Annotated in this window: 21 protein-coding genes; 8 read left to right on the top strand and 13 right to left on the bottom strand. The window is 64.2% G+C overall.

Annotation, left to right across the window (positions count from 1 at the left end; all coding sequences use genetic code 11):
• Window positions 1-129 precede the first annotated feature (129 nt).
• Both HNP00_RS04460 and rsmI read right to left on the bottom strand, forming a co-directional pair.
• Entirely contained in the window at window positions 130-1,611 is a 1,482-nt protein-coding gene (locus HNP00_RS04460; protein WP_184736354.1) for an NAD-dependent succinate-semialdehyde dehydrogenase, read from the bottom strand.
• A gap of 292 nt (window positions 1,612-1,903) precedes the next feature.
• On the bottom strand, window positions 1,904-2,791 hold the full coding sequence (rsmI, locus tag HNP00_RS04465) for a 16S rRNA (cytidine(1402)-2'-O)-methyltransferase (RefSeq protein ID WP_311770503.1): 888 nt from the start codon (window positions 2,789-2,791) through the stop codon (window positions 1,904-1,906).
• 206 nt (window positions 2,792-2,997) lie between these two features.
• Between rsmI and HNP00_RS04470 the strand changes: the two genes are divergently transcribed.
• Entirely contained in the window at window positions 2,998-4,644 is a 1,647-nt protein-coding gene (locus HNP00_RS04470; protein ID WP_395893777.1) for a dolichyl-phosphate-mannose--protein mannosyltransferase, read from the top strand.
• A 111-nt stretch (window positions 4,645-4,755) separates the two neighbouring features.
• On the opposite strand, the gene HNP00_RS04475 is transcribed toward HNP00_RS04470, so the two are convergent.
• Together HNP00_RS04475 and HNP00_RS04480 are read right to left on the bottom strand one after the other, a co-directional pair.
• On the bottom strand, window positions 4,756-5,874 hold the full coding sequence (locus HNP00_RS04475; RefSeq protein ID WP_184736364.1) for a TIGR01906 family membrane protein: 1,119 nt from the start codon (window positions 5,872-5,874) through the stop codon (window positions 4,756-4,758).
• Window positions 5,875-6,020: 146 nt separating this feature from the next.
• Window positions 6,021-7,013 carry a stage II sporulation protein M gene (locus HNP00_RS04480; protein WP_184736366.1) on the bottom strand — a complete coding sequence of 331 codons (993 nt, stop codon included), beginning with the start codon at window positions 7,011-7,013 and terminating at the stop codon, window positions 6,021-6,023.
• A 140-nt stretch (window positions 7,014-7,153) separates the two neighbouring features.
• Here HNP00_RS04480 and HNP00_RS04485 point away from each other — a divergent pair, with 140 nt between their 5' ends.
• Window positions 7,154-7,954 (top strand): RDD family protein, encoded by an 801-nt coding sequence (locus HNP00_RS04485; protein WP_184736368.1) that lies wholly within the window; start codon window positions 7,154-7,156, stop codon window positions 7,952-7,954.
• Between the two features lie 35 nt (window positions 7,955-7,989).
• On the opposite strand, the gene HNP00_RS04490 is transcribed toward HNP00_RS04485, so the two are convergent.
• The 5 genes from HNP00_RS04490 to HNP00_RS04510 form a co-directional block, all read right to left on the bottom strand.
• Entirely contained in the window at window positions 7,990-9,222 is a 1,233-nt protein-coding gene (locus tag HNP00_RS04490; RefSeq protein ID WP_184736370.1) for an Ig-like domain-containing protein, read from the bottom strand.
• 93 nt (window positions 9,223-9,315) lie between these two features.
• Window positions 9,316-10,698 (bottom strand): Ig-like domain-containing protein, encoded by a 1,383-nt coding sequence (locus HNP00_RS04495; protein ID WP_184736372.1) that lies wholly within the window; start codon window positions 10,696-10,698, stop codon window positions 9,316-9,318.
• 122 nt (window positions 10,699-10,820) lie between these two features.
• On the bottom strand, window positions 10,821-12,302 hold the full coding sequence (gene ahcY, locus HNP00_RS04500) for an adenosylhomocysteinase (protein WP_184736374.1): 1,482 nt from the start codon (window positions 12,300-12,302) through the stop codon (window positions 10,821-10,823).
• Between the two features lie 42 nt (window positions 12,303-12,344).
• Window positions 12,345-12,569, bottom strand: a complete 225-nt coding sequence (locus HNP00_RS04505; RefSeq protein WP_184736376.1) for a Trm112 family protein — start codon at window positions 12,567-12,569, stop codon at window positions 12,345-12,347.
• Window positions 12,570-12,724: 155 nt separating this feature from the next.
• The gene (locus HNP00_RS04510; protein WP_184736378.1) at window positions 12,725-13,099 is read right to left on the bottom strand and encodes a DUF3499 domain-containing protein; all 375 of its coding nucleotides are present in this window, start codon (window positions 13,097-13,099) and stop codon (window positions 12,725-12,727) included.
• Between the two features lie 97 nt (window positions 13,100-13,196).
• Here HNP00_RS04510 and HNP00_RS04515 point away from each other — a divergent pair, with 97 nt between their 5' ends.
• On the top strand, window positions 13,197-13,715 hold the full coding sequence (locus HNP00_RS04515; protein WP_184736380.1) for a metallopeptidase family protein: 519 nt from the start codon (window positions 13,197-13,199) through the stop codon (window positions 13,713-13,715).
• 23 nt (window positions 13,716-13,738) lie between these two features.
• Here the strand turns inward: HNP00_RS04515 and HNP00_RS04520 are convergent, their stop codons facing one another.
• Genes HNP00_RS04520 through HNP00_RS23140 form a run of 3 tightly spaced genes read right to left on the bottom strand, consistent with a single transcriptional unit; the run spans window position 13,739 to window position 19,315 of the window.
• Window positions 13,739-15,424 (bottom strand): DUF5719 family protein, encoded by a 1,686-nt coding sequence (locus tag HNP00_RS04520; RefSeq protein ID WP_184736382.1) that lies wholly within the window; start codon window positions 15,422-15,424, stop codon window positions 13,739-13,741.
• Window positions 15,417-18,758 carry a glycosyltransferase family 2 protein gene (locus HNP00_RS04525; RefSeq protein ID WP_184736384.1) on the bottom strand — a complete coding sequence of 1,114 codons (3,342 nt, stop codon included), beginning with the start codon at window positions 18,756-18,758 and terminating at the stop codon, window positions 15,417-15,419. The genes HNP00_RS04520 and HNP00_RS04525 overlap by 8 nt, the downstream gene beginning before the upstream one ends.
• Window positions 18,759-18,769: 11 nt before the next feature.
• Window positions 18,770-19,315, bottom strand: a complete 546-nt coding sequence (locus HNP00_RS23140) for a WhiB family transcriptional regulator (RefSeq protein WP_260404756.1) — start codon at window positions 19,313-19,315, stop codon at window positions 18,770-18,772.
• A gap of 364 nt (window positions 19,316-19,679) precedes the next feature.
• Here HNP00_RS23140 and HNP00_RS04535 point away from each other — a divergent pair, with 364 nt between their 5' ends.
• Window positions 19,680-20,378, top strand: a complete 699-nt coding sequence (locus HNP00_RS04535) for a TIGR03089 family protein (RefSeq protein ID WP_184736386.1) — start codon at window positions 19,680-19,682, stop codon at window positions 20,376-20,378.
• On the opposite strand, the gene HNP00_RS04540 is transcribed toward HNP00_RS04535, so the two are convergent.
• Window positions 20,365-20,940 (bottom strand): GtrA family protein, encoded by a 576-nt coding sequence (locus HNP00_RS04540; protein WP_184736388.1) that lies wholly within the window; start codon window positions 20,938-20,940, stop codon window positions 20,365-20,367. The two genes, HNP00_RS04535 and HNP00_RS04540, sit on opposite strands and share 14 nt — an antisense overlap.
• Window positions 20,941-21,126: 186 nt before the next feature.
• On the opposite strand from HNP00_RS04540, the gene HNP00_RS04545 reads away from it, so the two are divergent.
• From HNP00_RS04545 to manA, 4 genes are all read left to right on the top strand, one after another.
• Entirely contained in the window at window positions 21,127-22,314 is a 1,188-nt protein-coding gene (locus tag HNP00_RS04545; protein ID WP_184736390.1) for a 5-(carboxyamino)imidazole ribonucleotide synthase, read from the top strand.
• A complete protein-coding gene (gene purE, locus HNP00_RS04550; protein WP_260404757.1) occupies window positions 22,311-22,889 on the top strand; it encodes a 5-(carboxyamino)imidazole ribonucleotide mutase in 579 nt (192 codons plus the stop codon). The genes HNP00_RS04545 and purE overlap by 4 nt, the downstream gene beginning before the upstream one ends.
• A 12-nt stretch (window positions 22,890-22,901) precedes the next feature.
• Window positions 22,902-24,551, top strand: a complete 1,650-nt coding sequence (locus HNP00_RS04555) for an LCP family protein (protein ID WP_184736392.1) — start codon at window positions 22,902-22,904, stop codon at window positions 24,549-24,551.
• Between the two features lie 67 nt (window positions 24,552-24,618).
• Window positions 24,619-25,869 carry a mannose-6-phosphate isomerase, class I gene (gene manA, locus HNP00_RS04560; RefSeq protein WP_184736394.1) on the top strand — a complete coding sequence of 417 codons (1,251 nt, stop codon included), beginning with the start codon at window positions 24,619-24,621 and terminating at the stop codon, window positions 25,867-25,869.
• Window position 25,870 lies beyond the last annotated feature (1 nt).

Genomic DNA, 25,870 nt, shown 5'->3' on the forward strand with positions numbered 1-25,870 from the left:
GAAAACGACAACAACTGTGAGTCAGTTGGGTTTGGAACGGCAAAGGCAGGGCACCGAAACCCTGGGTTCCGGTGCCCTGCCCTCACTCAGCGGCAGGTCCCCGTTGCGAGAGGTCTGCCGAAGGCTTTGTTAGTCAGCGTAAGGATCAGCGATGCCGACGTACTGCGTGGTGAGGTATTCCTCGATGCCTTCGAAGCCGCCTTCACGGCCCAGACCCGACTGCTTGACGCCACCGAAGGGTGCCGCGGCGTTGGAAATGACGCCGGCGTTGAGGCCGAGCATGCCGGTCTCGATCTTTTCGCTCACGCGCAGGCCCCGATTGAGGTCCTTAGTGTAGACGTAGGCGACCAGCCCGTATTCGGTGTTGTTGGCCAGCTTGATGGCTTCGTCTTCGCTCTTGAACGTGATGATCGGGGCCACCGGTCCGAAGATCTCTTCCTTCAGGATGCGGGCGTCCGCGGAGACATTCTTGAGCACGGTGGGCTGGTAGAAGTATCCCGGGCCGTCCACCGGGGCACCGCCGGTGACGGCGATCGCGCCGTTGGCAACGGCGTCGGACACGAGGGCGTGCACGCCGTTCCGGGCCTTGCCGTCGATCAGTGGACCGACTGTGGAGTCCGGCTCGGTACCGCGCGCTGTGTTAAGTGCCGAGATCTTGGCGGCGAATTTGTCGGCAAAGGAATCGGCGATGGAGTCGTGCACGATGAAGCGGTTGGCTGCCGTGCAGGCCTCGCCCATGTTGCGCATCTTGGCCGCGACGGCGCCTTCAACGGCCTTGTCCAGGTCAGCGTCCTCGAAGACCACGAACGGTGCGTTGCCGCCGAGTTCCATGGAACTGCGCAGGACCTTGTCCGCGGCTTCGCGCATGAGGGCCTGGCCGACGGCGGTGGAACCTGTGAAGGAGATCTTGCGCAGGCGGTCGTCCTTGATGAGGGGCCCGGTGACGGCGCCTGCCGTGGAGGTCTGGATGACGTTGAGCACGCCAGCCGGGAGGCCGGCTTCCTGCATGACCTGAGCGAAGAGCAGGCTGGTCAGCGGGGTCAAGTTGGCGGGCTTGAGCACCATGGTGCAGCCTGCTGCGACGGCGGGGGCGATCTTGCGGGTAGCCATGGCCAGCGGGAAGTTCCACGGGGTGATCAGCAGGCAGGGTCCAACCGGCTTCTTTTGGACCAGGATGCGGTTCTTCCCGTCCGGGGCGGCAGAGTAGCGACCGCTGACGCGAACGGCTTCTTCAGAGAACCAGCGGAGGAACTCGGCTCCGTAGGCTACTTCGCCGCGGGCCTCGGCCAAGGGCTTACCCATTTCCAAAGTCATGAGCAGCGCGAAGTCTTCGGCCCGTGCCGTGACCAGTTCGAAGGCACGGCGCAGGATTTCGCCACGCTCGCGCGGAGCGGTGCGCGCCCAGGAGGCTTGCGCGGCGGCAGCAGCGTCCAGTGCGGCGGCGCCATCCTCTGCTCCGGCGTCGGAGATGCTCACGAGCACCTTGCCCGTGGCGGGATCCTCGACGTCGAACGTCTTGCCGGATGCCGCAGGCAGCCACTGGCCGTTGATGAGCAGCCCCGTGGGAACGGAGGCGAGAAGTTCGCTTTCGCGATCGGCGGTAACAGTCACAGTGACTCCTTCGTCAGTTGGGGCACGTTGTAGAGATGCACCAACACTTGATTTTGTGGAATTACTGTCACGGTACTGCCCCCCGCGAAGCAGTGTCTACGCCTTCGCGCACTGCCGCGGGAGCAAGAGTTTGTGCAGTTGCACAGCCATGGGCTTGAAGCGCGGACTAGCACGCGGAGAGCCCCTCTCCAACGCGCGAGCCCCTCTCCAACGCGCGAGCACAGCCCTAACGCGCCGCGAGCACAGCCCTAACGCGCCGCGAGCACAGCCCTAACGCGCCGCGAGCACAGCCCTAACGCGCCGCGAGCACAGCAGAGTACAACTCACGCTTGCTGATGCGGGCCTCTTCGGCAACGGCAGCCACCGCTTCCTTGAACCTGACGCCCTTGGCCATGAGTTCGTTGACCGCGGCGACGTGGTCTTCCGGCTTGCCCGGCGCCTGTTCGGGTGCGCCTGCCACCACTACGGCAATCTCGCCCCGAACCTCGTTGTTTTCAGCCCATTCGAGCAATTCCCGGACGGTTCCCCGGATGACTTCCTCATAGGTCTTGGTCAATTCGCGGCACACGGCGATGCGTCGGTCCGAACCGAACCGCTCGTGCAGGGCGCGGAGCATGGGCTCAAGCCGGTGTGGTGCCTCGAAGAACACCATTGTGCGGCGTTCGTTGCCAAGGTCCGCAAGCCGTGAGCTGCGTTCACCGGCTTTGCGCGGCAGGAATCCTTCAAAGCAGAAACGGTCCGTGGGCAGCCCCGAAAGCGCCAGCGCAGTCAGCACGGCGGACGGTCCCGGAAAGGCGGTGACGAAGAGCCCCGCTGCCACGGCTCCCTCGACGAGGCGGAAGCCGGGGTCGGAGACGGCCGGCATCCCGGCGTCGCTGACCATAATGATGGTCTTGCCGGCCCTGACGTGATCCAGCAGTTCCTCAGTCTTGGCGGCCTCATTGTGCTCGTGGTAACTAATCACACGGCCAGACACGGTGATACCGAGCGACTGGACCAGCCGATGCAAGCGTCGGGTGTCCTCCGCCGCGACGATGTCGGCGGTCTGCAGCAACTCGATGAGCCGGCTGGAGGCATCGCCGACGTTCCCGATGGGGGTGGCGGCCAGAACGATCCGGCCCACGCCGTCGGGAAGCGCGGGAAGGGGCTGTGGCTCAACGGGCTCCGCGAGGGTTTCCACGGGCTCCGCGAGGGTTTCCACGGGCTCCGCAGGGGCAGGATCGAGGGCTTCATCCGGGGAGCTCAGCTGTTCAGTCACCCGTCCAGCCTAACTCCGCTTTCGATGAGCGCGACCCGCGCCCTGCATAGGACTGGCTTCCCGGGCTCTGCGACCGGCCCCGTGCCACTTCCAGGGAGCTATCGGAGGAAAAAGGTAGCATGGGCCGAGTGATCGATACCTCCGTGCGCCCCGCACCGCAAACCTGGTTGACACGGCCCCGCGAGGCGTTCACCGCCGAGGCCCTGCGTGCGCGGCTCATTGGCAGCATCCAGAGCTGGCGGGACTACCCGCCCTCCTTGAGACTGTGGTTCTGGTTGATCCCCACCATCACTGCCGTACTCGGCGGGATCCTGCGTTTTGTCCGCCTGGATGCCCCGCATAGCCTCGTGTTCGACGAGACCTACTATGTCAAGGACGCCTACTCGCTCCTGGTCAGCGGATACGAGCGGGCCTGGCCGGATAAGGCCAATGATGCCTTCAACGCGGGCAACCCCAACGTCCTGCTCAACTCCCCCGAATACGTGGTACATCCCCCGGTAGGAAAGTGGATGATCGCCTTCGGGATGTGGCTCTTTGGTTCGGATAATTCCTTCGGCTGGCGATTCTCCGCAGCTTTGACGGGTACCCTCTCCATCGCCCTGATCGCCCTGATCGCCCTGAAGCTGTTCCGTTCCCACATCCTGGGCTCGGCCGCGGGGTTGCTGCTCGCCGTCGACGGCCACCACTTGGTCATGTCGCGCACTTCCCTGCTGGACATCTTCCTGATGTTTTGGCTGCTCGCGGCGTTTGGTGCCCTCTTGATGGATCGCGACGACGGCAGGCGCCGTCTGGCAGCACGGCTTGCCGCGCTTGCGGGCACGTCGAAGGACGGCCGGCCAACGCCGTCGCAACTCGCCTCAGGGCCGTGGCTCGGTTTTCGATGGTGGCGCCTGGCGGCCGGTGTTTGCCTCGGCCTTGCGGTTGGAACGAAATGGTCGGCATTGTTCTTCGTGGCCGGTTTCGGCTTGATGACGGTCTTTTGGGACATGAGCGCGCGGCGCATCGCGGGCATTCGGAGTTGGCCGAGCTCCGCGATCCTCAAGGACGGCGTGCCGGCGTTCTTGACCATGATCCCGGTGGCCGGAGCCGTGTACTTGTCCACGTGGACCGGCTGGTTCCTTTCCAAGGACGCCTACTACCGGCAATGGGCGGAATCGAATCCGTCTGCCACCTGGGGATGGATTCCCGGACCGTTGCGCTCACTTGCTTACTACCACATGGAGGCCTACAACTTCCATCAGGGCCTCAGCTCACCCCACCCGTATCAATCGAGTCCGTGGAGTTGGCTGGTCATGGGGCGGCCCACGTCGTTCTACTACGAGTCCCCCAAACAAGGGACGCCCGGCTGCGAGCTCCCTAATTGCACCTCGGCAATCCTGTCTGTGGGCAACCCCGTGATCTGGTGGGGCGCGACGATTGCACTCCTCGTGGTGCTTTTCTGGTGGGCCGGACGGCGCGACTGGCGGGCCGGGGCCATCCTGGCAGGGGTCGCCGCAGGGTATCTGCCGTGGTTCATGTATCCGGACCGCACCATGTTCTACTTCTATGCCCTCTCCTTCGAGCCTTTCCTGGTGCTGGCCCTCGTCTATGGACTGGGGCTTGCCCTGGGCCGGAGCGACTCTCCCCCGTGGCGCCGTCGCTCCGGACTTTACGTGGTGGGCCTTGTGGTGGTTCTTGCCGTGTTGCTGTCGGCGTTCTTCTATCCGGTATGGACGGCGGAAGTGATCAGCTACCAGGACTGGCGCATGCGTATGTGGATGCCGTCCTGGATCTGAACCGCTGACTCCGCGCCGCCTGTACTCTCGCGGACAGGACGGCGCCCACGCAAGAAAGCGCCCCCGGGAACGGACGTTCCCGGGGGCGCTTTTTCGTTATTGCCGTGGTTGCTACTTCTCCAGCGTGCCCATTGCGGTAGCGTCCTCCGAAGAGGCGGCCTTCGCGTCCGCAGGGTCTTCTGCGGCTGGACCGTTCTTGGCCGGCAGTCCGCGACGGCGGCGGGTGGGCCAGGTGAAGATGAGGGTCAGCAGGGCGGCGAGGAACACCAAAGCGCCGATCACTATTCCCGCGTCCATCCAGAACTGTCCGGGGAACAATCGGATCAAGGTGTCGTCGAGCGAAAAGGTCCAGGTGCCGTTCGCGAAGAAGATCTGGTGGAACTCCGTGAAGAACTGTTGCCAGCCGAGGGCGGCAAGCGTGCCCAGCCCCAGGATGAGCACAAGGGTGACGATCGAACCCGCGAACAGACCGCGCCGGATTCCGCCCGTGCTTCGCTTACGCAGGTACAGCATGGCGATGATGCCAATGATGATCATGAGGGCGCCGGCGCCGAACGCTGAAAGCATCACGGTCTTGACGTCGGCCATGTGGGAGACTTCGCCCTCTTTGAACAGTTTCTCGCCGTTCCGATTGACGAGCTCGCCCAAATAGCGCGGACCTGACCAGTTGCTGAGGTAGTCCACGGCATAAGAACCGTAGGTCATCCGGTCATCGGCGTTGAAGCCATAGCCGTCTCCCGGGAACCCCGGCCGGTAGTACTCCACCCACAAAAACAACGGGCTGGCCACGGCACGGATTGCCAGCACCAGAAGGACCACCGGGTAGAAGACGGCCAGCAGGACCTGGAAAATGCGCGGCGCCACGGGTTTTGCGTTGGCAGCCTGCTCGCGTTCGTGGTTGCGACGTTCCACCTCGGATTCCGGAGGGCGGACTTGAAGGGCCGACGTCGGCAGAGGCTCGGCGAAGAGCGCCGGTTCCGGCCCGGCTTCGGCCGCCTCGGCAGCCTTGCGGTCAGCCCGGCTCTCGGGCTGGCCGGATACGGATTCAGCCGCCGGCTTGCCCTCGGGTACCGGCTTCACAGAAGAGTCCTTGCCTTCATCAGCCGTTGCCGGGCGTGCGTCCGGTGCCGTGGACTTGGGGGCAGGCTTCATCCAATCGAACGCCGGCTCATCGCCGTCGCCGTGGATATCCGCGTCCGGGTCTTTGGGGATCGGGCTCTTCTCGGTCACTTGAATGTCACTTCCGTAGGATTCACATGCCGGTACGGGAACGGTCCGCTGGCAATCTTCTCTATCTTCGAGCCTACAGTCCGCCTCCACGGAGAGACGAGGAGCCACCCCGGCGGACGCCGGATTGCGCCCGGACCCGCGTGCGGCTAGGCGGCTATCTCGCGGTAGCCGGCGTCGTTGCTGTCCAGGTCGCCCGTGGCGCCGACACGGAACGCCCGTCCACCCAGCACCAGCGCATAGACCCAGTATGCCGCGAGGACCAGTGAACCGATCAGTATCTTGGCCCACACCGGAAGCGGGCTGGGCGTCACGAAAGCCTCAACGAGTCCGGAAACGAACAGGACAATCACCAAGCCCAGAGCCACTGTGATCAGTGCGCGCCCCTCGTCCGCCACAGCCTGCATCCTGCGACGCGGCCCGGGCGAAACCATGGCCCAGAAAATGCGGAGACCGCCTGCGGACGCGATGAACACGGCGGTCAGTTCCATGAGGCCGTGCGGGAGGATGTAGCTGAAAAACACATCCATCTTGCCGGTGGCGGCAAAGACACCCGCAGCAACCCCCACGCCCTGTGCGTTCGAGAACAGCATATATGGCACCCAGAAGCCGGTGATGCCCAAAGCCACGGACTGCGCCCCGATCCAGGCATTGTTGGTCCAGACCGCCCCCGCGAAGGACGCAGCGGGATTCTCCGAGTAATAGCCAACGAAATCTTGGTCGACGTACTGTTTGACGGCGCTGCTGCTTCCCAGGGCCCTCAACGCCTCCGGCGACGTCCCGATCCACAGCGTGTACCCCGCAGCCACAAGGCAAAAGAAAACCCCGCACCACACGGTCAGCCAGCGCAACCGGTAGAACGCGGCTGGCAAGGACACAACGAAAAAGCGCGCGAGGTCTTCCATGAAATTCGACCTCGCCCCGGTGAATCGGGTGCGGGCCTGGGCCAGGGCTGCCGACAAGGACGCGGACAGTGCGCTCTCCGGGGCCACGGATCGGATGAGGGACAGGTGTGATGACACCACTTGGTACAACCGCAAAAGCTCGTCAGCTTCGCTGCCGTCAAGGCGTCGTTTGTGCGCGAGCTCGTGCAAACGGGACCATTTGGTCCCGTTCACTACGGAGAAGGCATCCATGTCCACGGCACTACCCTAATGCCAACGCTTCCAAAGAGCCGCAGCAGCCCCTGCTGCACATCAGTCCTGACGGCTAGACTCAATCCAGCGGGATCCGACCGGTCCCGCCCAGATCGTCGGGGTACGTGGCAGTTTTGGGGGACGGCTTGAGTTCGATCATTACTGGTGAGGCCGTGGTCCTTGAATTGCGGCCGGCATCGTTCGGAGCGAGGGCCCTAGGGCTCATGCTCGACGTCGTGGCGCACGTCCTGCTGCTGCTCGGTTTGCTGTTTCTGCTCAGCTTCGTGGCACCTGACGTGGACGAAGCCGCCGGCCGCGCTATGGTCCTGTCCAGCGTGGTGTTGTGCCTTGTGGTCGTCCCCATTGCGGTGGAAACGCTGAGCCGTGGCCGCTCGCTGGGCAAGCTGGCTACCGGGCTCAGGATCGTGCGCGACGACGGCGGATCCATCCGCTTCCGGCACGCGGTAATCCGCGGGTTGATCGGTTTCCTGGAAATCTACGCGACGTTCGGCGGACTGGCCATCGCGGTGGCCCTATTCAACGACAAGTCAAAGAGGCTCGGAGACGTCGTGGCGGGAAGCTATTCCCTCAGGCAGCGCGTTCCCGCTGAACGCAAGATCCTCCCCTACGCCCCGCCACACCTGCAGGCTTGGGTGGCAATCGCGGATATCGGCAGGGTGCCGGACGGCACGGCGCGGCGCGCTTCACAATTCATCCAGCAGGCGTCCCGGATGGCTCCGGAATCACGCTCCAGGCTGGCTGCGGCCCTCGCCACCGAACTGGCAACCCAGGTCGCCCCGCCACCGCCTCCCGGAACCACGCCGGAAGACTATTTGCACGCAGTGTTGTGCGAACGGCGAAACCGGGACCTGGAACGGTTGCGCCGCGCAGAGCAACGCAGCACGATGGTCGGCGCCCGGCTCAACAGGCTCCCGTTCACGCGCTAAGGCGAGCAACCGGCGTCGCGCGCTTGCGAGGCCGCTCAGCGCTTCGCGTAGCTGGACCAGGCAATATTCCAGTCCCCAAAGCCTTCAAGGGGCTCCACCGCGGGGGCACCGGTATTGAGGACCTGTACCACGTCCCCGGTCCGCATGTTGTTGAAGAACCAGGCGGCGTCAACCGGGAGCAGGCCGACGCAACCATGCGAGACGTTATACGCGCCAACGGCTCCGTAGGCTGACGGAAGGGCCTGGTGTACATAGACCCCTGAGTTTGTGAGCCGGTTGGCGTGCTCCACGACGAGCGGCGCGTAGTAGCCTTTGTCGCCGGGTTTGAGCCCGATGTTGCCTGCGTTGAACTTGGAGTGCCGTTCTTGCTCCATGATGACGGCGTACCCGGTGGGCGAGAGCCAGTCTGGGCTGCCGAGGGTGACGGGAGCCGTTTTGACGAGTGCACCGTCGATAAACACCTTCATGGTTTTGGTGGCGTCGTCCACTACCGCTATCCGCTGCGGACCGGTCTTGAAAGTGCCCTTGACGTTGGAGTTGCCGATCATGCCGTTGCCGAAATCCTTGCCGAACAGAGGCAAGTCAACGGTGACGCTCGTGTTGGCTGCCCAGAAATTCTCCGGGCGGATGCGCACTTTCCGATCCGAATACCATCGCCAGGCCACTTCCTGGCCTGAGGAAACGGTGATCTTCACAGCCTTCTCCATGGCGGCCTTGTCCGCTACCGGCTCGCTGAAGTTGATTTCGATGGGCTGCCCCGAACCCATGGTGGATCCATCTTGGGGGAACACGGCGGCGTCGGCTTCATTGGGTGTGGACACCGTGATGAAGGTCTGTGTTTTCCGGGTCTCCCGGCCCGCGCCGTCAACAACGGTGAAGCCGTAACGGTACTCGGTGTTGAACGCCAAGGGCTCCAGCGTCGACCAAGTGCTGCCATCGGCGCTGATGGTGCCCCCGACGGCCGTGCCGCCTTTGACCGGTACCAGTTCAACGTGCTTAAGCGTGCCGTGGACGGTCTTGACGGAAGGCCCGACGGCGGGATTCACTTCGCGGGCGCCATCAAGTGGGGTGATGCCCAGTTCCACCGCCTTGACGATGGCGGACGCCAGCCCGGCGTCCGTGCGCTGCGGTGATCCCGATTCGGACTCCACGACAGTGCCCAGCCACGTAGGCACGGTGGCCCCACCGAAACCTCCGGCCGCAACGCCAGCACAAATCCCGATGACTCCGAGAATTTTCCCGGCCTTGCGCTTCCTTTGACGCACCATAGTGCAACTCCACATCCCCCAGCAGAAGGCCAGTCCCCAAGACTGACCCGTCAATTCTAGCGGGAGGAGTGGTGCGTACTGATCAGTGCTGGCCTATCGTTTGGCGTACTGCGCCCAAGGGATGTTCCAATCGCCAAAGCCGTCATCGTAGTTGGCGTAATCTCCCTCGGTGTTGACGACCTGGACGACATCACCGGTGCCCATGTTGTCGAACACCCATTTGGCCCCGTCCGGTCCCAAGCCGATGCAACCATGGGAAAGGTTAGTGACGCCGATGTACGGCATGGCTGTGTCCGTGGCTTGGTGGATGAACTCCCCGCTGGGCGTCAGGCGCGTGGCGTAGTTGACGTCAAGCTGCCCGTAGTAGGCAGGGTCCCCAGGTTTGAGACCGATGGTGGAGGCATCCATGTGCTCCACCCGGTACTTTTCCATGAGCACCAGGTACCCCCGTGCAGAAGGGAACCTTGTGTCGCCCATGGTGTCCGGCCACTGGCCAACCTGCTGATCGTTGACGCTAACCGTGAAGGTGTGGGCGACCGCGTCAGCTATGGCAACCTTCTTGTCTCCGATCTTGAAGGTGTTCGTCTTGTTGAAGTTGCCGATCTGGCCGTTCCCAAAGTCCACACCGAACAGCTTGAGGTCCACTGTCACGGTGCTGTTCGCTGCCCAGAAGTTCTCCGGGCGGTAACGCACCATGGTGTCGCTGAACCAGTGGAAGGCTCCGACTTGGCCCGACGTGGACGTCACCTTGATGGCCTGCTCGACGGCGGCCTTGTTGACCACGGGTTCGCTGAACGTGATCTGGAGCGGCTGCGCGACGCCTACTTTGGACCCATCCAAGGGGTACATCGCGGCGTCAGCCTCGTTCTGCGTGGAGACCGTCGTGAAGGACTCGGTTTTTGACGTAGCGCGGCCCGCAGTGTCCGCCACGGTGTAGTTGAAAGTGTAGGAGGTGTTGAATTCGAGGGGCGTAGTGGCGGTCCAGCTGAGACCGTTCGGGGTCAACGCGCCTTCGATGGTCTTTCCTTTGGTACTCGTCAAGGAGACCCTTTCCAGGGTTCCGTCCTTGACGGTGATGGTGACGGGCGCCGCGGGATTCACCTGTTTGGCCCCACTCGCGGGTGAGACAACCACGGTGGGGGGCTTCACGACGGGCAGCACTGCACCCGCCTCGCTGCGTTCCCCGGATGATCCTTCGGACTCGATCGCCGCATTGGCCGCATGCGGCGCCACGGCAGCGAAGGTCCCGCTGAGCGCAGCAATAAGGCAGACAACCACAATCCAGGCCACCTTCCGGAACCTGCTTCGCTTCGTGTGCGCATGGACAGTGCCAGCGTCCGTGTGTTCTGCGGCGTCCGCCTGCTCGAAGGCGTCCCAGCGCTCAGTGGTGTCCCGGTGATCAGTGGCGTCCCAGCGCTCAGTGGTGTCCCGGTGATCAGGGGCGTCAGCGTGCCCGCTGTCAGGATTAAGACCCATGTTTGATTTCTCCAAAAACTCACGCCCCCCCAAAAAAAGTCACGCCCCACAGCCGCATTCTAAGGGGCGTGGCTTGATATTGGCTGGGAACTCGCTGGTCTGCGCGCTCCCAGCCGGAGCTCTCAGTACCGGTAGTGTTCGGGCTTGTACGGCCCGGCAACATCAAGATCCAGGTATTCGGCCTGTTCCTTGCTGAGTTCGGTCAATTCCACACCCAACGCGTCCAAATGGAGGCGAGCGACCTTCTCGTCGAGGATCTTCGGCAGCACGTAAACCTGGTTCGAATATTCACGCTCGGCCTTGGGCTGGTCCTTCTTGGTCCACAGCTCGATCTGGGCGATCGTCTGGTTGGCGAAGGAGTTGCTCATGACGAACGAGGGATGGCCGGTCGCGTTGCCCAGGTTCAGCAGGCGGCCTTCGGAAAGTACGATGATCGAGCGCTCGTCGCGGCCATCAGCTGCCGGGAAGACCCACTCATGCACCTGCGGCTTGATTTCGACCTTCTGCACACCCGCGAGCTTTGCCAGACCGGCCATGTCGATCTCGTTGTCGAAGTGGCCAATGTTGCCCACGATCGCCTTGTTCTTCATCCGGAGCATGTCGGAGGCCATGATGACGTCCTTGTTGCCTGTGGTCGTGATGAAGATATCGCCCTGTTCCAGGACCGAATCCAGCTTGGCTACTTGGTAGCCGTCCATGGCTGCCTGGAGTGCGCAGATGGGGTCGATCTCGGTCACAATGACGCGTGAACCCTGGCCACGGAGTGCCTCAGCAGCGCCCTTGCCGACGTCGCCATAACCGCAGACCACGGCGACCTTGCCGCCCATAAGGACATCCGTGGCACGGTTGATGCCGTCCGGCAAAGAGTGGCGGATGCCGTACTTGTTGTCGAATTTGCTCTTCGTCACGGAGTCGTTGACGTTGATCGCCGGGAAGAGGAGCTTGCCCTGCTCTGCGAGCTGGTAGAGGCGGTGCACGCCCGTGGTGGTTTCCTCGCTCACGCCACGGATGCCGGCAGCAATGCGGGTCCACTTCTTGGGGTCGGCGGCAAGGCTCTTGCGCAGCACGTCCAGGATAAGTGCGTACTCTTCAGGATCGCTTTCCGTAGCGGTCGGCACCGCACCTGCGGCTTCGAACTCGACGCCCTTGTGGACCAGCAACGTGGCGTCGCCGCCGTCGTCGAGGATCATGTTGGGGCCCAACTCCGGGTTGGCGTCCGCGCCGGGCCAGCTGAGGATCTGTTCGGCGGTCCACCAGTATTCCTCAAGGGTCTCGCCTTTCCAAGCGAAGACGGGAACGCCTTGGGGATCAGCGACGGTCCCCTTGCCGACCACGACGGCGGCTGCGGCCTCGTCCTGCGTGGAGAAGATGTTGCAGGAGGCCCAGCGGACCTCGGCGCCCAGGGCTGTCAGCGTCTCGATGAGCACAGCGGTCTGCACGGTCATGTGCAGGGAGCCCGCGATGCGTGCTCCCTTGAGCGGCTGGCTCGGACCGAACTCGGCGCGCAGCGACATGAGGCCCGGCATTTCGTGCTCGGCCAAGCGGATCTGGTGGCGCCCGGCTTCGGCCAGGGAAATGTCGGCAACCTTGTAGTCGAAAGTCATGGAAGTCCTTAAAAGTACCGAATGGTTGAAGTCAGGTGGGGCTCAGGCGCGGCGGGGACCGTCGTGCCGGTCCGAGGCAGCGGCGTTGGCGGCCGCCAGCAGCTCTGGAGGCAGCAACAGGGGGATCCCATCCTGGATGGCATAGCGGATCTTTTCACCCGAGGCGGCCGCCGCCGTCGAGACAAGCTCCTCGCCGTCCTGCTCCAGCGGGGACCCGGTGACGGGGCAACGCAGGATGGACAACAATTCAGGACTGACCTTTGGCATGGTTGAAGCTCCCTGGATGGCACCATCACAGGCGCCGCTTTGGACTGATATGCAGCTTCCAGCGTACAACCCGCTGCCCCACGGAACCTTGTCACAAAGGGAGTAACGACACACTGAGTCAGACGCCGCGCGGTTCTCGCTGCGTCCAAGGCAGTTCAGGAAGGATCGCGCAGGATGCGAAGATGACGTCTAGTTGTTCCCTCGGCAGGCGGTGGTCCATCAAAGGGGGCGCGGACCGTGCGCTGTTCCGGTGCCGGGGCCGAGGCCGCTTCACGCACGGCATTGGCCAGTGCAAGGAGGTCGTCGGGTCCGGGCTGGGGCGGCGAGGACGGCATGGCGAGTCGCATGACTTCCCAGCCCCTCGGTACGGTCAGCGATTCTGCATGCTGCGCGCACAGGTCGTAGGAATGGGGCTCGGCATACGTAGCCAAAGGACCCAGCACTGCCGTCGATTCGGCGTAGACGTACGTCAAAGTGGCCACCGCGGATTGGCGGCAAGCTGATCTGGAACACTGGCGAATTGCACCCACAACATCCCAGATTAGCCCCACTTCGCCGCGGCGCGGTGCATTGCCTCTTAGCGGGCATTATGTCGCGTTGGCGTAAGCACGGGTCTAAAGTCGATATATGCAGTCACAGCACCACGTTCCGGGCTTCACAGTCCATTTGTCTGATACCGAGGACAGCCAGGAAACGACGACGGCGGGCACGTCCGTACGCGGCTTCAGGCAGCGCCGCAGAAACCGCCACGGGCGGGGGTTGCGCGGTGAAATCATGCTTCCCAACGTTCCCGGATACAGGACGCGTGGGGAAAAGTTTGACGACCTCGTGCTGGATTCCGCCGAACGGCTGCAGGACATGTGGGGCAAACGGCTCGACGGCGTCTCTTTCGCCGTGGACGAGATCCCGCCAAACCTGGAGGAGCTGGTAGCCCAAGGTACGGCGGCACCGTTGGGCTCATATACCCCGGCAGCCCACGGCGCGGGACCAGTCATCACCATCTATCGCCGCGTCGTCGAGCACACCACCGGTGGCCGCGAGGACCTCCAAGACCTGGTGCACGACGTCGTCGTCGAATACACGGCCGAGATGCTCGGCGTACCGCCGGAGACCCTGGACCCTGTCTATCGCCGTCGTTATCAGTAAGCTGCCACCCGGCAGGCCGGTGCTCAGTAACCCAGGGTGACCTGTACTTTTTCGTGGCCCGCCGTGCCATCTTGGATGGTTAGGACCGAGACCCCGGATTGATCGGCCTGACCAAGCACGAGTGCGCCGTAGGCCGCGTCCCCTGCTGCTGACACGATGTAGCCGGTGATCGTGGCGCCGTCGGATTTCTCTGGTACCCCGATGACTGAGGTAGTTCCCCCGGCGATCTCCACCGTTTCCGTCTTGTGCACCTTGCCGTCCGACGTGACCGGCGCATAGCTGACGGTGGCGCGCCCTGCCGGCACGCCGAAGCTGAGGAAGCGCGTGCCGCCTTGGGGCACCGCCATCACGTGCTGGCTGCCCAAACGGACCGCGGCGGGAGACCAGGCGAAGTCGACCGGATCCTCAGCCTTGAGTCCTCGTGTGACGCGGGTGGACGCGGCGAAAGGAACGTCCGAGGTGGCGCTGACTGTGTACATGCCAGCGGGCACGCCCGTGAGCGGCACTTGGGTCACCGAACCAGCCTTGGCAGTCACCGCTCCCCCTCCGGGAAACGCGCGCTGCCCGTTCGGCCCGAACAACCGAACATCGAGTACCGCATCCGCAGGCCCCGGGACGGTAATCTGCAGCGCTGGAACGGCGTCGGAAAAACCTGCCTTGGCGGCGAGCGACTTCACGGCGGCCGGGTCCTGGATGTCCACCCCGGTCATGACTTGGGAGTCGGCGGCCGCAGCACCGGGTGTCATCAGCTCGACACCACCGGCCGTCAGGCCACGGAGAATGCTCTGCTGAATGCTTGACGCAACGGGCCCGCCGCTGCTGCGCAAGTGCACCGATAGCTGGCCTTCGTTCGGGGCCAGGCCGGCTAAGTTGATAGACCTGGTGGTTCCTGGCGAAACCAGCAAGCCGCGGCTATCCGATGCTTGGATCTGGCCACGGGCACCGTATAGGTCAAGATTGACCGTAGCCGGGGTCCCCGAAGCATTGCTGATATTCAAAACCGCCGTTCGTCCCAGTGCCGTGCTGGCACCGAGGAGCCAAGCATCGTTGCCAGGTTGCTGGCAGGGTGCCGCCGCAAGCCCGCGGAGATCGCCGTCGCTGGCGGTGTAGCTCATCAGTCCTGCCACAGCGGCCTTTTGGCCGCCGATGGGATCCGCTCCCACCACAGTTACGTCATTCGCCGGCCGCTGGGCCACGACGCCCGCCTTGAGGATGGGAGGCCCCGGTACAGGAGTCTGGGCGGCGGCAGGGGCCTTGGCGATTTCGGCAATAGCGGCGCCACCCAGGGAGGCGAGGCTGCTTCCGGGAACAGATCCGGCAGCATCGCTGAGCACTACTGCATCCAAGAAGCTCTTGGCCGAACGCGAAACGGGGCTGAACTGGGTGTCGGTGCCCGCGGCGGTTCCCTCAGGGAGGCGGGGAGGCGCGGGACACACAGGGGTCGCCTTGCCTGCTGGGACATCGGCCAGGGACATGTCCAAGGTCTTGTTCCCTGCGGGTGCCGGCACTATTGATGCCGCCGAGACTATGCCCGCCCCTGCCGCAAGAAGCATTGCGGCCGAAAGCACTCCGAACACGACGGCATTGTTCTTTTTGCGGTTCTTGTTCCCGGCTTTGCGCTGGCCGCGTTCCCTTGTCCCGCCACTTCCCGGCTCCGCGCTACCCAGCCGGGCGGGCGTCCCTGACGTAGGTTCTTGGTTGTCAGACACTGCTGTATTCCTTACGGAGAGTTTTTTGTTCCTTCAGGAGGCCGGCCTTCGGCCTGCGGGCAGGCATGGGAATGGCCAGCAAGATGGTCAAACCAATCACTACGGCCTGCAGAATGCCGAGCCAAGGCTCCCAAACCGTGGTGTAACGGATCTCGACCTTGCCCCCTGCAGGCGGCAAGGCGAATGCTTGGGCCCATCCAGAGGTGGTCGAGCTCAGCCGGCGGCCATCCAGCCAAGCGCTCCAGCCGGAATCCGCCCGCTCAGCGAGCACCACCAAGCGGCCATCCCCGCCTGGCGGGATGTCACCCTCGGCAGACGTCCCGAGGGAAGGCAAGAGGGCAACAACGGCTCCCTTGGCATCCACCACCCTGACCCGGTGCGCCGTTTCGGCGTCCGCCGCAGCAGCCCGGTTCAGCGGCGTGACACGCCACAGCCACCCGGAGTCGGTCTTTCCCACAGCGACCAGGCCAGGAACGGAATCTATCCGGTTGGCGGTCAACTGTGCAGCGGCATCGGCTGACTTCAGGACAACGAATCCAGCACCGAGCTGCTCAAGGCTGGGCCGCGGGTCCACGCCCGTTCCCGCGACAATAGTAGCTACTGCGTTCCGGATGGACGCGGTCGCGTCGTCATCGGCCGCGAGGCGTTCTTGGCCAGCTGAGCCCATGATGGAACTGGCGGCGGCCACGGTGGAGAGCGAGTCCAGCGTGGTCCCGGCCCCACGCATCAGGGATGACGTGTAGCCACCGTTCTCACCCGCCGTGATCACCAGAGTGCGGGTCTGCTCAGGCCCTTGGCCGTGGTCGACGGCGGTGGCCGGAAGCGTGTTCTGCCCTGTCGGCTGGACCAGGCGCGTGGCACCGAGGGCACCGCTGGTCGACGGCGCGGTATCCGCATTGCTCATCACGTTCTGAGTTGCCCAAACGCCCATGCTGGCCAAGGGTCCGGCAACCAGGAGAACGGTTGTCAGAGCAGACAGGACCCGCACTGCAGCGCGCCTGGCCAGCTTGCCGTCTTCCGCCTTGGCCGTGAGCTGGAGGAGGTTTTCGGCTCCAATCAGCGCGGCTCCCAGCAGGGCGAACCAGGCAGCGGAAACTGCCGGTCCCGTGAAGGGTGCTACGAGCAGGTTGCCGTTGGCGGCTGTCGCCACGTGCCCGGCGAGCCAGGCCCAGGCCAAGAGCAGGAGGGCCCCCGCCCAAAGGAAACGCGTGACGCGTGAGCGCCGCCCGGGCACGAAGAGGGCTGCGATCGACAGCAGGAGGACCGGTGCGCCAACCAGCACGGCAAGCAGCAGCGCCCACGGCGCGCCCGACGGGCCAAACAGCGCCAAGCCGGCCAATCCGCCATCGACGTCGAATTTCAGGGGCTGGCCCAGCAACTGCTGCCACAACGGCGCGGCTTCGAAACCGAGCGGGACGCCCGGATCGGCCAGCATGGCACGTGGCCGCTCGAGGACCGAGAGCACGTACGGCGCAAACAGCGCGGCGCTTGGAAGCAACGACCACCAGACGGTCCGCCCGCGCCGCCCCAGAGCGATACCGCAAAAGACAACGAGGACCGCGATGGGGAGTAGCAGGGACGGCGCAGAGGCGGTCACTACTGCCAGAGCAAGGCCGGCCGCCGCAGCAGCCGTCCAGGAAGGCGTGCCGTTGATGCCCGGTTTCCCCGGCAACGGCTTGGCCGAGGTGGCGCTGGCCAGCCGGAGTTGATCCTGAAGCCGGTTCTGGTTCAACGTAGATCCGTCGCGACCAAGCGCCGATCCCGTAGCCCGCAAGAGTGCCAGGACCAGCAAAGGCATCACCATGTGGGCCAGGAGCGCTCCGGGCCTTCCCTGGTTCAAAGCGACTTGGAGAACGGGGGCACCGGCCCAGAGCAGTGCAGCGATGAAGCGGTAACGGCGCAGCGTAGTCATTGCGCCGGCGGCAAACCAGGCACCCAGTCCGGACAAAGGCATGGCCAGGAACAACAGCCATACGATGGCGGCATTGGAGTCCCCTGCGCCGAGCATCGACAAGAGCCACAGTACGTAGGCGAAGGGATCACCGTGACCGGGCAGTCCAACGCCCAAGCTGATCCACCAGCTGGAGGCTGACCGCCAGATGTCCGCGGCCGCGGCCACCGGCAGAAGTCCGCCGCCGGTCACCCCACCCGCGCCCACGAGTCCCAACAGACCTACGAAGGAAGCAACCAGGGCAACGAACCCGGCAGCTACGGCACCTGAGCCGACCCAGCCTCGCTCATTCGTGGCAAGGGCCGCGAAATCATCGCCGGCATCGCCGCTCGGTTCCGGTGCAAGGGAATCCGGGGCCTCCTGGAAGTCGTCTGCACCAATCGCTTCCACGAGGGAGCGGCGGTGCGCCCAAACCTCGCGCCGCGGAGTCTGCAGGCCCTTGATCACGGAACGCCGCACCCGCCGTGTCCGGGCAGCATTCCTCCTGGCGCGCCAAATCGCCCTGGGACGGCCGAGGGCCGCAAGCGTGGCACCAAGCTGGGATATTCCGTAGCCCGGTTCCTTGACAAGAATGCTCAATACTAGCCGCAACAGGCTTCCGAGCAGGGCGCCGATCGCGTGCAATGGAACCTTCCACGGCGAGGCATGGGTGAGCCTCAAGTGGACCTGGCTCTTGCGGGCAGCCGCGGGTGTCGCCAGGCTGTGGGGCCGGTGCTCGACGTGGAACATACGTGCCGCCGGGACCACCACTACTCTGTTGCCCGCAAGCCAGTTACGCCAGCAAAAATCGACGTCGTCTCCCACACCCGGGAGCGCAGGGTCAAAGCCACCCAATTCCTCCCACGCGTCGCGCCGGATCAGCATGCCCGCGGAATTCACGGCGAAAGTGTCGGTCCGTCCGTCGTACTGGCCCTGGTCGAGTTCGTCGGCCTCGATGAGCGTGAGCCGTTCGGCCCACCGGCTCGTGGACAGGCCGGCGTCGATAAGCCTGCGTTCGGTGTCCCAGGCAAGCTGCTTGCAACCCGCCACCGTCACCGAGGGAGCGCGCTCGACTGCCTGAAGCAGCTCAGCGAGTGCCTCAGGGGCGGGGGCGGCGTCGTCGTGCAACAGCCAGATCCATTCCGCGGTTCCCGGTTCCTTGGAAGGGGCCGAACGGGCCAGGCCAGCCATGACAGCCGCGCCGAAGCCCACTTTGGATTCACCCGTGTTGGTGACATTGCCCTCGCCGAGGGCCCGCCGCAGCAACGCTGCGGACTTGTCACGGGAACCCGTATCAATGCCAATGGCGGCATCTGCCGGACGCGTCTGGTCCAGCAGAGCCGCCAGGGTTCTGGGGAGATAGTTACCACCGTCATGCGAGACGACGACGGCGGTAACGTGCACTGCCTTGAGAATCAGACCGCTCGCTTCCTCAGCCTGCGGCGTTCACGCTCAGAGAGCCCGCCCCAGATACCAAAACGTTCATCATTGGCGAGTGCGTATTCGAGGCACTGCGAACGTACGTTGCACGCTCCGCAAACCTTCTTGGCATCCCGCGTGGAGCCACCCTTTTCGGGGAAGAACGCCTCAGGGTCCGTCTGGGCGCACAGGGCGTCCGTCTGCCAACCGAGTTCGCCTTCGTCGGCGAAGTCCCCTTGGCTCGGAAACCCGATCCACACCGGCTGGGCCGGGTTGTCGAACGGACGGCGCAGCTCCATGGGAGGATCGTCCAGATCGTCCTCCGGATCTACCGGCGCGTCCCCCACGAGAGCCTCGTGTGCAGCAAGAAGGGCTGTTGCCTGATCTTCCAGCGACTCGCGAGTGGTCTCTATATAGCGGTCCGCCGCCTGCGGGTCTGCCGGGTCAACATACCAATCCCCCGGAACTTCCCGCGAGCGGTACTTCACCGACGCGTATTCCGCGACGACTGCATCTTCCTGGATACGCAACGCTTGCCCCATGGCGTCCCTCCTGATGTTGCAGCTGCTGCCGTGCTCATTCGGTACTCGGTTATGTACCCGATACTCCCGCAGCGGCGTTCGATATCTAATTACACGCGTGTAACTACCAAGCCGTCAAGCCGCGCCGGGATAATAATCAACTTTCCGCACTAACTACTGCCGCGCCACGCCCGGGATTTTTTCGAACCACCCGCGCGCGTAGTCGAAAAGCGGATGCCCCGAATCAGTTAATCTGTATTTTCGCTGAATTTCAGGGAAATCATGAGACTCCCGGATCGTCAGCGCACTCGACGCCAAGCGGCCCGGTGTGGCGCAATTCACATACCCTGGCTCCTGCCCGAGCGCCCCGTGGCAAGATGTAGCCATGAGCACCCCTGCGATGAATCTGATGGCAGCCCTGCGTTCCGGGCACGCTACATCACCCCGCCTGACTTGGTACGGACCAGACGCAGAGCGGGTGGAGCTTTCAGGCCGGGTTCTGGACAATTGGGTTGCAAAGACCAGCAACCTGCTCCAGGACGAGTTCGACGCTGAGCCGGGCATGACCTTGCGCTTGGACTTGCCGGCCCATTGGAAGTCCCTTGTGTGGGCGCTGGCCGGCTGGCAATTGGGCATGGAATTGGTGCTCGACGGCGGCAGCGCCGATCTCCTTGTCACAGACGCTCCCGACGTCGGTGCTGGCGCGGACTTTGATGCCGTGGTCGCGGTGCCGCTGGCGGCACTCGCGATGCGCTGGCCCGGAGAACTCCCGGCCGGCGTCGTCGACTACGCAGCAGAAGTCCGCTCCCACGGTGACGTCTTCATGGCCCACGCCGAACCGGACGCCGGGCTCCCTGCTCTGCGCCGCCCTCAGGCCGGACACTCACACGACGAATTGCTGGACGGTTTTGCCAAAGAACACGAGACCGGCGTTCGACTGCTGGTCCGTGCGGCCGACGGCTTGGAATCAGCCTTGGCGGACGCGCTAGGCGCGTGGAAGGAAGACGGCTCAGTGGTGCTGGTTCACCCCGATGTGGAAATCACCCAGCATTTGCTGGACAACGAGCGCGTCAGCGGCGCTTGACCGCTTCTTCGCCTTCATCGGAGCCAGCGTCGGCGCTAGTGGCGTGGATGGCCTTCGCCTTGGCCCTGTGGTGGGCCTCGATGAGCTCGTGGTCATGCGAGAAGGCCGGCTCTTCGTCGAGCTCTTCGTTGAAGACCCAGAACCGGTAGGCAAAGAACCGGAAAATCGTTCCGAGAATCAGTCCGACCACGCTGCCCGCGATGAAGAGCGATGGCTTGTCATTCAGACCCAGCAGGTACTTGGCGACCCACACACAGCCCGAGGCGATCAACAGCCCGACGATGTTCATCACGGCGAACAGCACAGCCTCACGGACCACGTTGGCTTGCTTGCGGTGACGGAAGGTCCAGAACCTGTTGGCAACCCAGGAAAACACGCTGGCCACGACCGTTGCGATAGCCTTGGCCCAGACCTCGCTGCCGTGCATGGGGCCGGAGAACAGCCAGATGTACACAGCTGAATCTATGACGAACGCAACACCGCCGACAGCGCCGAACTTGGCTACTTCGCGCCAAAAGAGCGAGGCAAGCCCGCGGATGCGATCTGCAAGTGTGTTGATCATGACCCTCCATGGCCGTTGTTCTAGGGGGCCGATGGGCCGAAGCCTCCATTTTAGCGCCGATTTCTTGGAGCTTGCCGAACGGTTCCGCAGAAAAGCCCCCGCACGGGAACCCTCTCGGCGGCCCGGCTGTGCGGGTGCGGCCAGCAGAATCTAGGAACGGGCCGCTGGTTCGGTAGGCTGAACCTTGTGACTTTTCCTGTAATTGGCGTGGTGGGCGGCGGTCAGCTCGCACGAATGATGGCTCCGGCCGCAACTGCTCTTGGCTTTGAGCTCCGTGTCCTTGCTGAAGGTGAGGACGTTTCCGCGGTCCAGGCCGTGGCAACGGCTCCCGTTGGCGACTACAAGGACCTCGCGGCCTTGCTCGAGTTCTCCAAGGGATTGGACGTCATGACGTTCGACCACGAGCACGTCCCCACGGAACACCTTCGTGCCCTGATCGAGGCCGGGGTCAATGTCCAGCCGGGCCCGGATGCCCTCGTGCACGCCCAGGACAAACTGGTGATGCGTGCGGCGATCGATCGCCTGGGGCTGCCCAACCCGGAGTGGGCTGCCGTCCACAGCGTCGAAGACCTTGTTGCTTTCGGTGAGCAGACCGGCTGGCCGATCGTCTTGAAGACCCCCCGCGGCGGCTATGACGGCAAGGGCGTTCGAATCGTTCACTCTGCCGACGACGCCCGGACCACCATGGACTGGTTCGAGGCCATGAGCCCGCTGCTGGCCGAGGCGAAGGTTGAGTTCAGCCGCGAACTATCTGCGCTCGTGGCAAGAACCCCCGACGGCGAATCCCGTGCCTGGCCGGTTGTCCACACCGTCCAGGTGGATGGCGTCTGCGACGAAGTCATTGCGCCGGCCCAGGACATTCCCGTGGAGGTCGCCGCGGCCGCCGAAGAGGCAGCTCTCCGGATCGCCAATGAACTCGGCGTCACGGGAGTCATGGCGGCGGAGCTCTTCGAGACTCCCGGAGTCGGGGTTGGGTTCCTGGTCAACGAGCTCGCAATGCGTCCGCACAACACCGGCCACTGGACGCAGGACGGCTCCGTCACCAGCCAGTTTGAGCAGCACTTGCGGGCAGTCCTCAACCTCCCCCTCGGCGCCACTGATGCCTTGGGCGCGGTGGTGGTCATGAAGAACTTCCTGGGTGGCGCCAACCAGGATCTCTTCAGCGCCTACCCGAAGGCCCTCGCCTACGAGCCCGCTGCGAAGGTCCACTGCTACGGGAAATCGGTTCGTGCCGGCCGTAAGATCGGCCACGTGAACCTCGTCGGGAACTCCACCGCAGACGTCGATTCCATCCGACATCGCGCGACTGTTGTGGCCGACATCATCCGTGACGGCCGCATGCCGGCAGAGACCACCACCGAGGAGACCGCATGAGTGCAGAAAACATGGGTGCCGGGAACCCCGCCCCGATCGTTGGCCTGGTCATGGGCTCCGACTCCGATTGGCCCGTCATGGAAGCCGCGGCGGACGCCCTGGCCGAATTCGGCATACCTTTCGAAGCAGACGTGGTCTCCGCCCACCGCATGCCAACGGAAATGATCCGCTACGGGCAGAGTGCACATGAACGCGGCATCCGCGTCATCATCGCCGGAGCAGGCGGCGCTGCCCATTTGCCAGGCATGCTCGCCTCCGTCACCCCACTGCCCGTCATCGGCGTCCCGGTCCCCCTGAAGACCCTGGATGGCATGGACTCCCTCCTGTCCATCGTGCAGATGCCAGCGGGCGTACCCGTGGCAACCGTTTCGATCGGCGGCGCCCGCAATGCCGGCCTCCTGGCCGTGCGCATTCTTGCCTCCGGAACCGATGAGCTGGCCGGCAGGCTTCGGCCCGATTTGCTCGAATTCGCCCAGGAACTCAACAACACCGCCACGGAAAAAGGGGCCAGGCTCCGCGCCAAGGTGGCCGAAGTGTTCTCCGAGGCCAACGTTTCCGCCCGGAGCAGCCGCTAAGAGGGCGTTTCCGTGTCTAGCAACCAGTCCAACAGCCAGCCCGGTCAGAACCAGCCCAGGACGAACCAGCCCAGGACGAACCTGACGGACCCCTTGCGGTTCCCGGCGGGAGCCAGTGCGACGCTCCGCACCAAACGCGCCTTCGTACTGCTCCTCCTGACCCTGTTTGTACCCGGCAGCGCCCAATTGGTGGCAGGCAACCGCAAGCTTGGCCGGACGGCCCTGCGCTTCACCTTCACGGCCTGGGCCCTGGGGATCGCGGCACTCCTCCTCGCGATATTCAACCGGCCCCTGTTGCTGAATATCGCGACGCATCCCGTGGCGTCCTTCGCCTTGATCCTGGTCCTGGTAGCCCTGGCCATAGGCTGGGCCCTCCTGTTCATCAACACGCTCAGGATCATCCGGCCTGTGCTGCTGGCGCCCGGAATGCGGCCCATCGTGGGAGTCGCCTTGCTCGTGTCCTTGATCGCCAGCAGTGGAACCCTCGGGTACCTGGCCTATGCCTTGAACGTCGGCCGCAACGCGATCGGAGACATTTTCGCCAATGGTCCTGCGATCGACCCCGTCGACGGCCGCTACAACTTCCTCATGTTCGGCGGCGATGGTGGCGATGACCGCACGGGCCGCCGGCCGGACAGCCTTTCGGTCATCAGCGTCGATGCCACCACCGGGTCGAGTTCCATCATCTCGATCCCCCGCAACCTCCAGAATGCCCAGTTCAGCGCTGATTCGCCTATGCGGGCCGTCTACCCTGACGGCTACAACTGCGGCGACGAATGCCTCATCAATGCCATCAACACCGATGTCACCAACAACCACAAGGACCTCTATCCCGACGTCGCGGATCCCGGAGCCCAAGCCACCTTGGAAGCCGTCTCCGGCACGCTGGGCATCAAAGTCCAGGCTTATGTGCTGGTAGACATGGACGGCTTCTCGAAACTGATCGATGCCATGGGCGGCATCCGCGTCAAGGCCGGCGGCTGGGTGCCCATCAGTGGAAACCTCTTGCCAGGAAGCGACACGAGGCACGTGAAGCCGCAGGGATGGATCCCGGCCGGGGAACAGAAGCTCAATGGATTCCAGGCCCAGTGGTACAGCCGGTCCCGTGAGAACGTGGACGACTACGCACGCATCCAGCGTCAGCAGTGCGTACAGCAGGCCATGCTCAAGCAATTGGACCCGGGCACGCTGCTGTCGAAATTCGAGGGCATCGCGAATGCCGGCACCAAAGTTGTCGAATCGAACATTTCCTCTGCGCAGCTGGGCAGCTTCGTGGATCTTGCCATCAAGTCCAAGAGCCAACCCGTCTCCCGCTTGACTATCGGTCCGCCTGATTTCGACGCGACGTTTTCCACCACGCCTGACTTCAACGTGATCCACGATCGCGTGCAGCAATTACTCAAGCCCCAGGCCTCCCCGAAAGCGGCGGATACGGTGCTGGGCACCCGGCCGGCAACCGGCGTCGGGCTTCAAGCGGGCGGCCAGCAGGTTCCCGGGGTCCCGGGGGAGGCACAGCCTTCCCCCGCGGATTTCACGCCCGTCACTACCCGCCCAGACGGCCAGCCAATCACGGCGGAGTATCTCGATTCCCTCTATGAGGCTCAGAACTACGCCATGCTGGATCAGCTTCTGGCCAGCAACGGGCAATGCAGACCGTTGTAGGCTGGCAAGCGCCCGAATGACCGACTTGCCCGAACGAACCGCTCCGTAATGACAAGGATCCCCTGCCGTGTACCAGCTTGAGAACGTCCTGCGACCGTATGCTTGGGGATCGACGACGGCGATCTCCACTCTGCTGGGGAAGCCCGCCTCGGGTGGCCCCGAGGCCGAGTTGTGGATCGGAGCGCACCCGGACTCGCCATCAATGGCCACCCGCCCCGATGGATCCTCCGTTGCGTTGGACGCCCTGATCAGCGGGGATCCCGCCCATTTCCTGGGCGAATCCAGCGTGGCCGAATTTGGTCCCCGCTTGCCGTTCCTCACCAAGCTTCTTGCGGCAGACAAGCCACTGTCCCTGCAAGTCCACCCAGGCCTGCAGCAAGCCCGGGAAGGCTTCGCGAAGGAAAACGCCGCCGGCGTGGCAGCGGACGCACCCGAGCGCAACTACCGGGACGACAACCACAAGCCGGAGATGATCTTCGCACTGACCCCGTTCGAGGCCCTCTGCGGTTTCCGTCCCGCCGCCGATTCGCGGCGCGTCTTCGAGCACCTCGCGACCCTCCTGGACCTGGCCGCGATCGACGTTCCGGAGGTCGTCACCGGGGTCATCGCCGACCTGTCCGGTTCCGATGAGTCCGCGGCCCTCAAGGCTGCGTTCACCCGGCTGATTACCGGCGGGGACGCCGTCTCCGCGGCCACCGAGCAGGCGGTCTCCGTCTTGAAGTCCGGCGCGCCGATGGGTCAGCACACGGCCGAGCTTTCTACTTTGGTGGGCATCAACAGTGAATTCCCGGGCGATCCCGGGGTCCTGATTTCCTTGCTCCTGAATCTTGTCTTCCTGTCACCGGGCGAATCCGTGTATTTGCCGGGCGGAAACGTCCACGCCTACCTGAAGGGCCTCGGCGTGGAAGTGATGGCGGCCTCGGACAATGTGCTCCGCGGCGGCCTCACGCCCAAGCACATAGACGTTCCCGAACTCCTGAAGACCATCGAGTTCGCTTCCCTGGGCGTACCGCGCATCGAGCCTCGGACCTCCGGATTTGGCCAGGATCTCTATGTGCCGCCGTTCCGGGAATTCCAACTCCAGCGCATCGAGTTGGCTCCCGGAGCGGAACCGGCGCCGATGGCGCAAGCCGGTCCCGCCGTCGTCGTGGTCGTCTCCGGTTCCGTCGTGCTCGACTCCCCCAAGAGCGAGCTCGCTGTGACGCGGGGCGGAAGCGCGTTCATCCCGGCATCTGAAGAGCCCGTCATGGTGCACCCGGTTGCCGGGGCAACGGGAACCAGCGTTGCCTTCGCCGTCACAACGGGCTTGGGGAACTAAA

Source organism: Arthrobacter sp. AZCC_0090 (genome assembly GCF_014207375.1).
GTDB lineage: Bacteria > Actinomycetota > Actinomycetes > Actinomycetales > Micrococcaceae > Arthrobacter.

Excerpts from the sequence above, each read along its gene's own strand:
- HNP00_RS04495 (WP_184736372.1), bottom strand. The coding sequence starts at position 10,698 with ATGGGTCTTAATCCTGACAGCGGGCACGCTGACGCCCCTGATCACCGG.
- HNP00_RS04540 (WP_184736388.1), bottom strand. The coding sequence starts at position 20,940 with ATGATCAACACACTTGCAGATCGCATCCGCGGGCTTGCCTCGCTCTTT.
- HNP00_RS04515 (WP_184736380.1), top strand. The coding sequence starts at position 13,197 with ATGCAGTCACAGCACCACGTTCCGGGCTTCACAGTCCATTTGTCTGAT.
- HNP00_RS04505 (WP_184736376.1), bottom strand. The coding sequence starts at position 12,569 with ATGCCAAAGGTCAGTCCTGAATTGTTGTCCATCCTGCGTTGCCCCGTC.
- HNP00_RS04490 (WP_184736370.1), bottom strand. The coding sequence starts at position 9,222 with ATGGTGCGTCAAAGGAAGCGCAAGGCCGGGAAAATTCTCGGAGTCATC.
- HNP00_RS04535 (WP_184736386.1), top strand. The coding sequence starts at position 19,680 with ATGAGCACCCCTGCGATGAATCTGATGGCAGCCCTGCGTTCCGGGCAC.
- HNP00_RS23140 (WP_260404756.1), bottom strand. The coding sequence starts at position 19,315 with ATGGGGCAAGCGTTGCGTATCCAGGAAGATGCAGTCGTCGCGGAATAC.
- purE (WP_260404757.1), top strand. The coding sequence starts at position 22,311 with ATGAGTGCAGAAAACATGGGTGCCGGGAACCCCGCCCCGATCGTTGGC.
- ahcY (WP_184736374.1), bottom strand. The coding sequence starts at position 12,302 with ATGACTTTCGACTACAAGGTTGCCGACATTTCCCTGGCCGAAGCCGGG.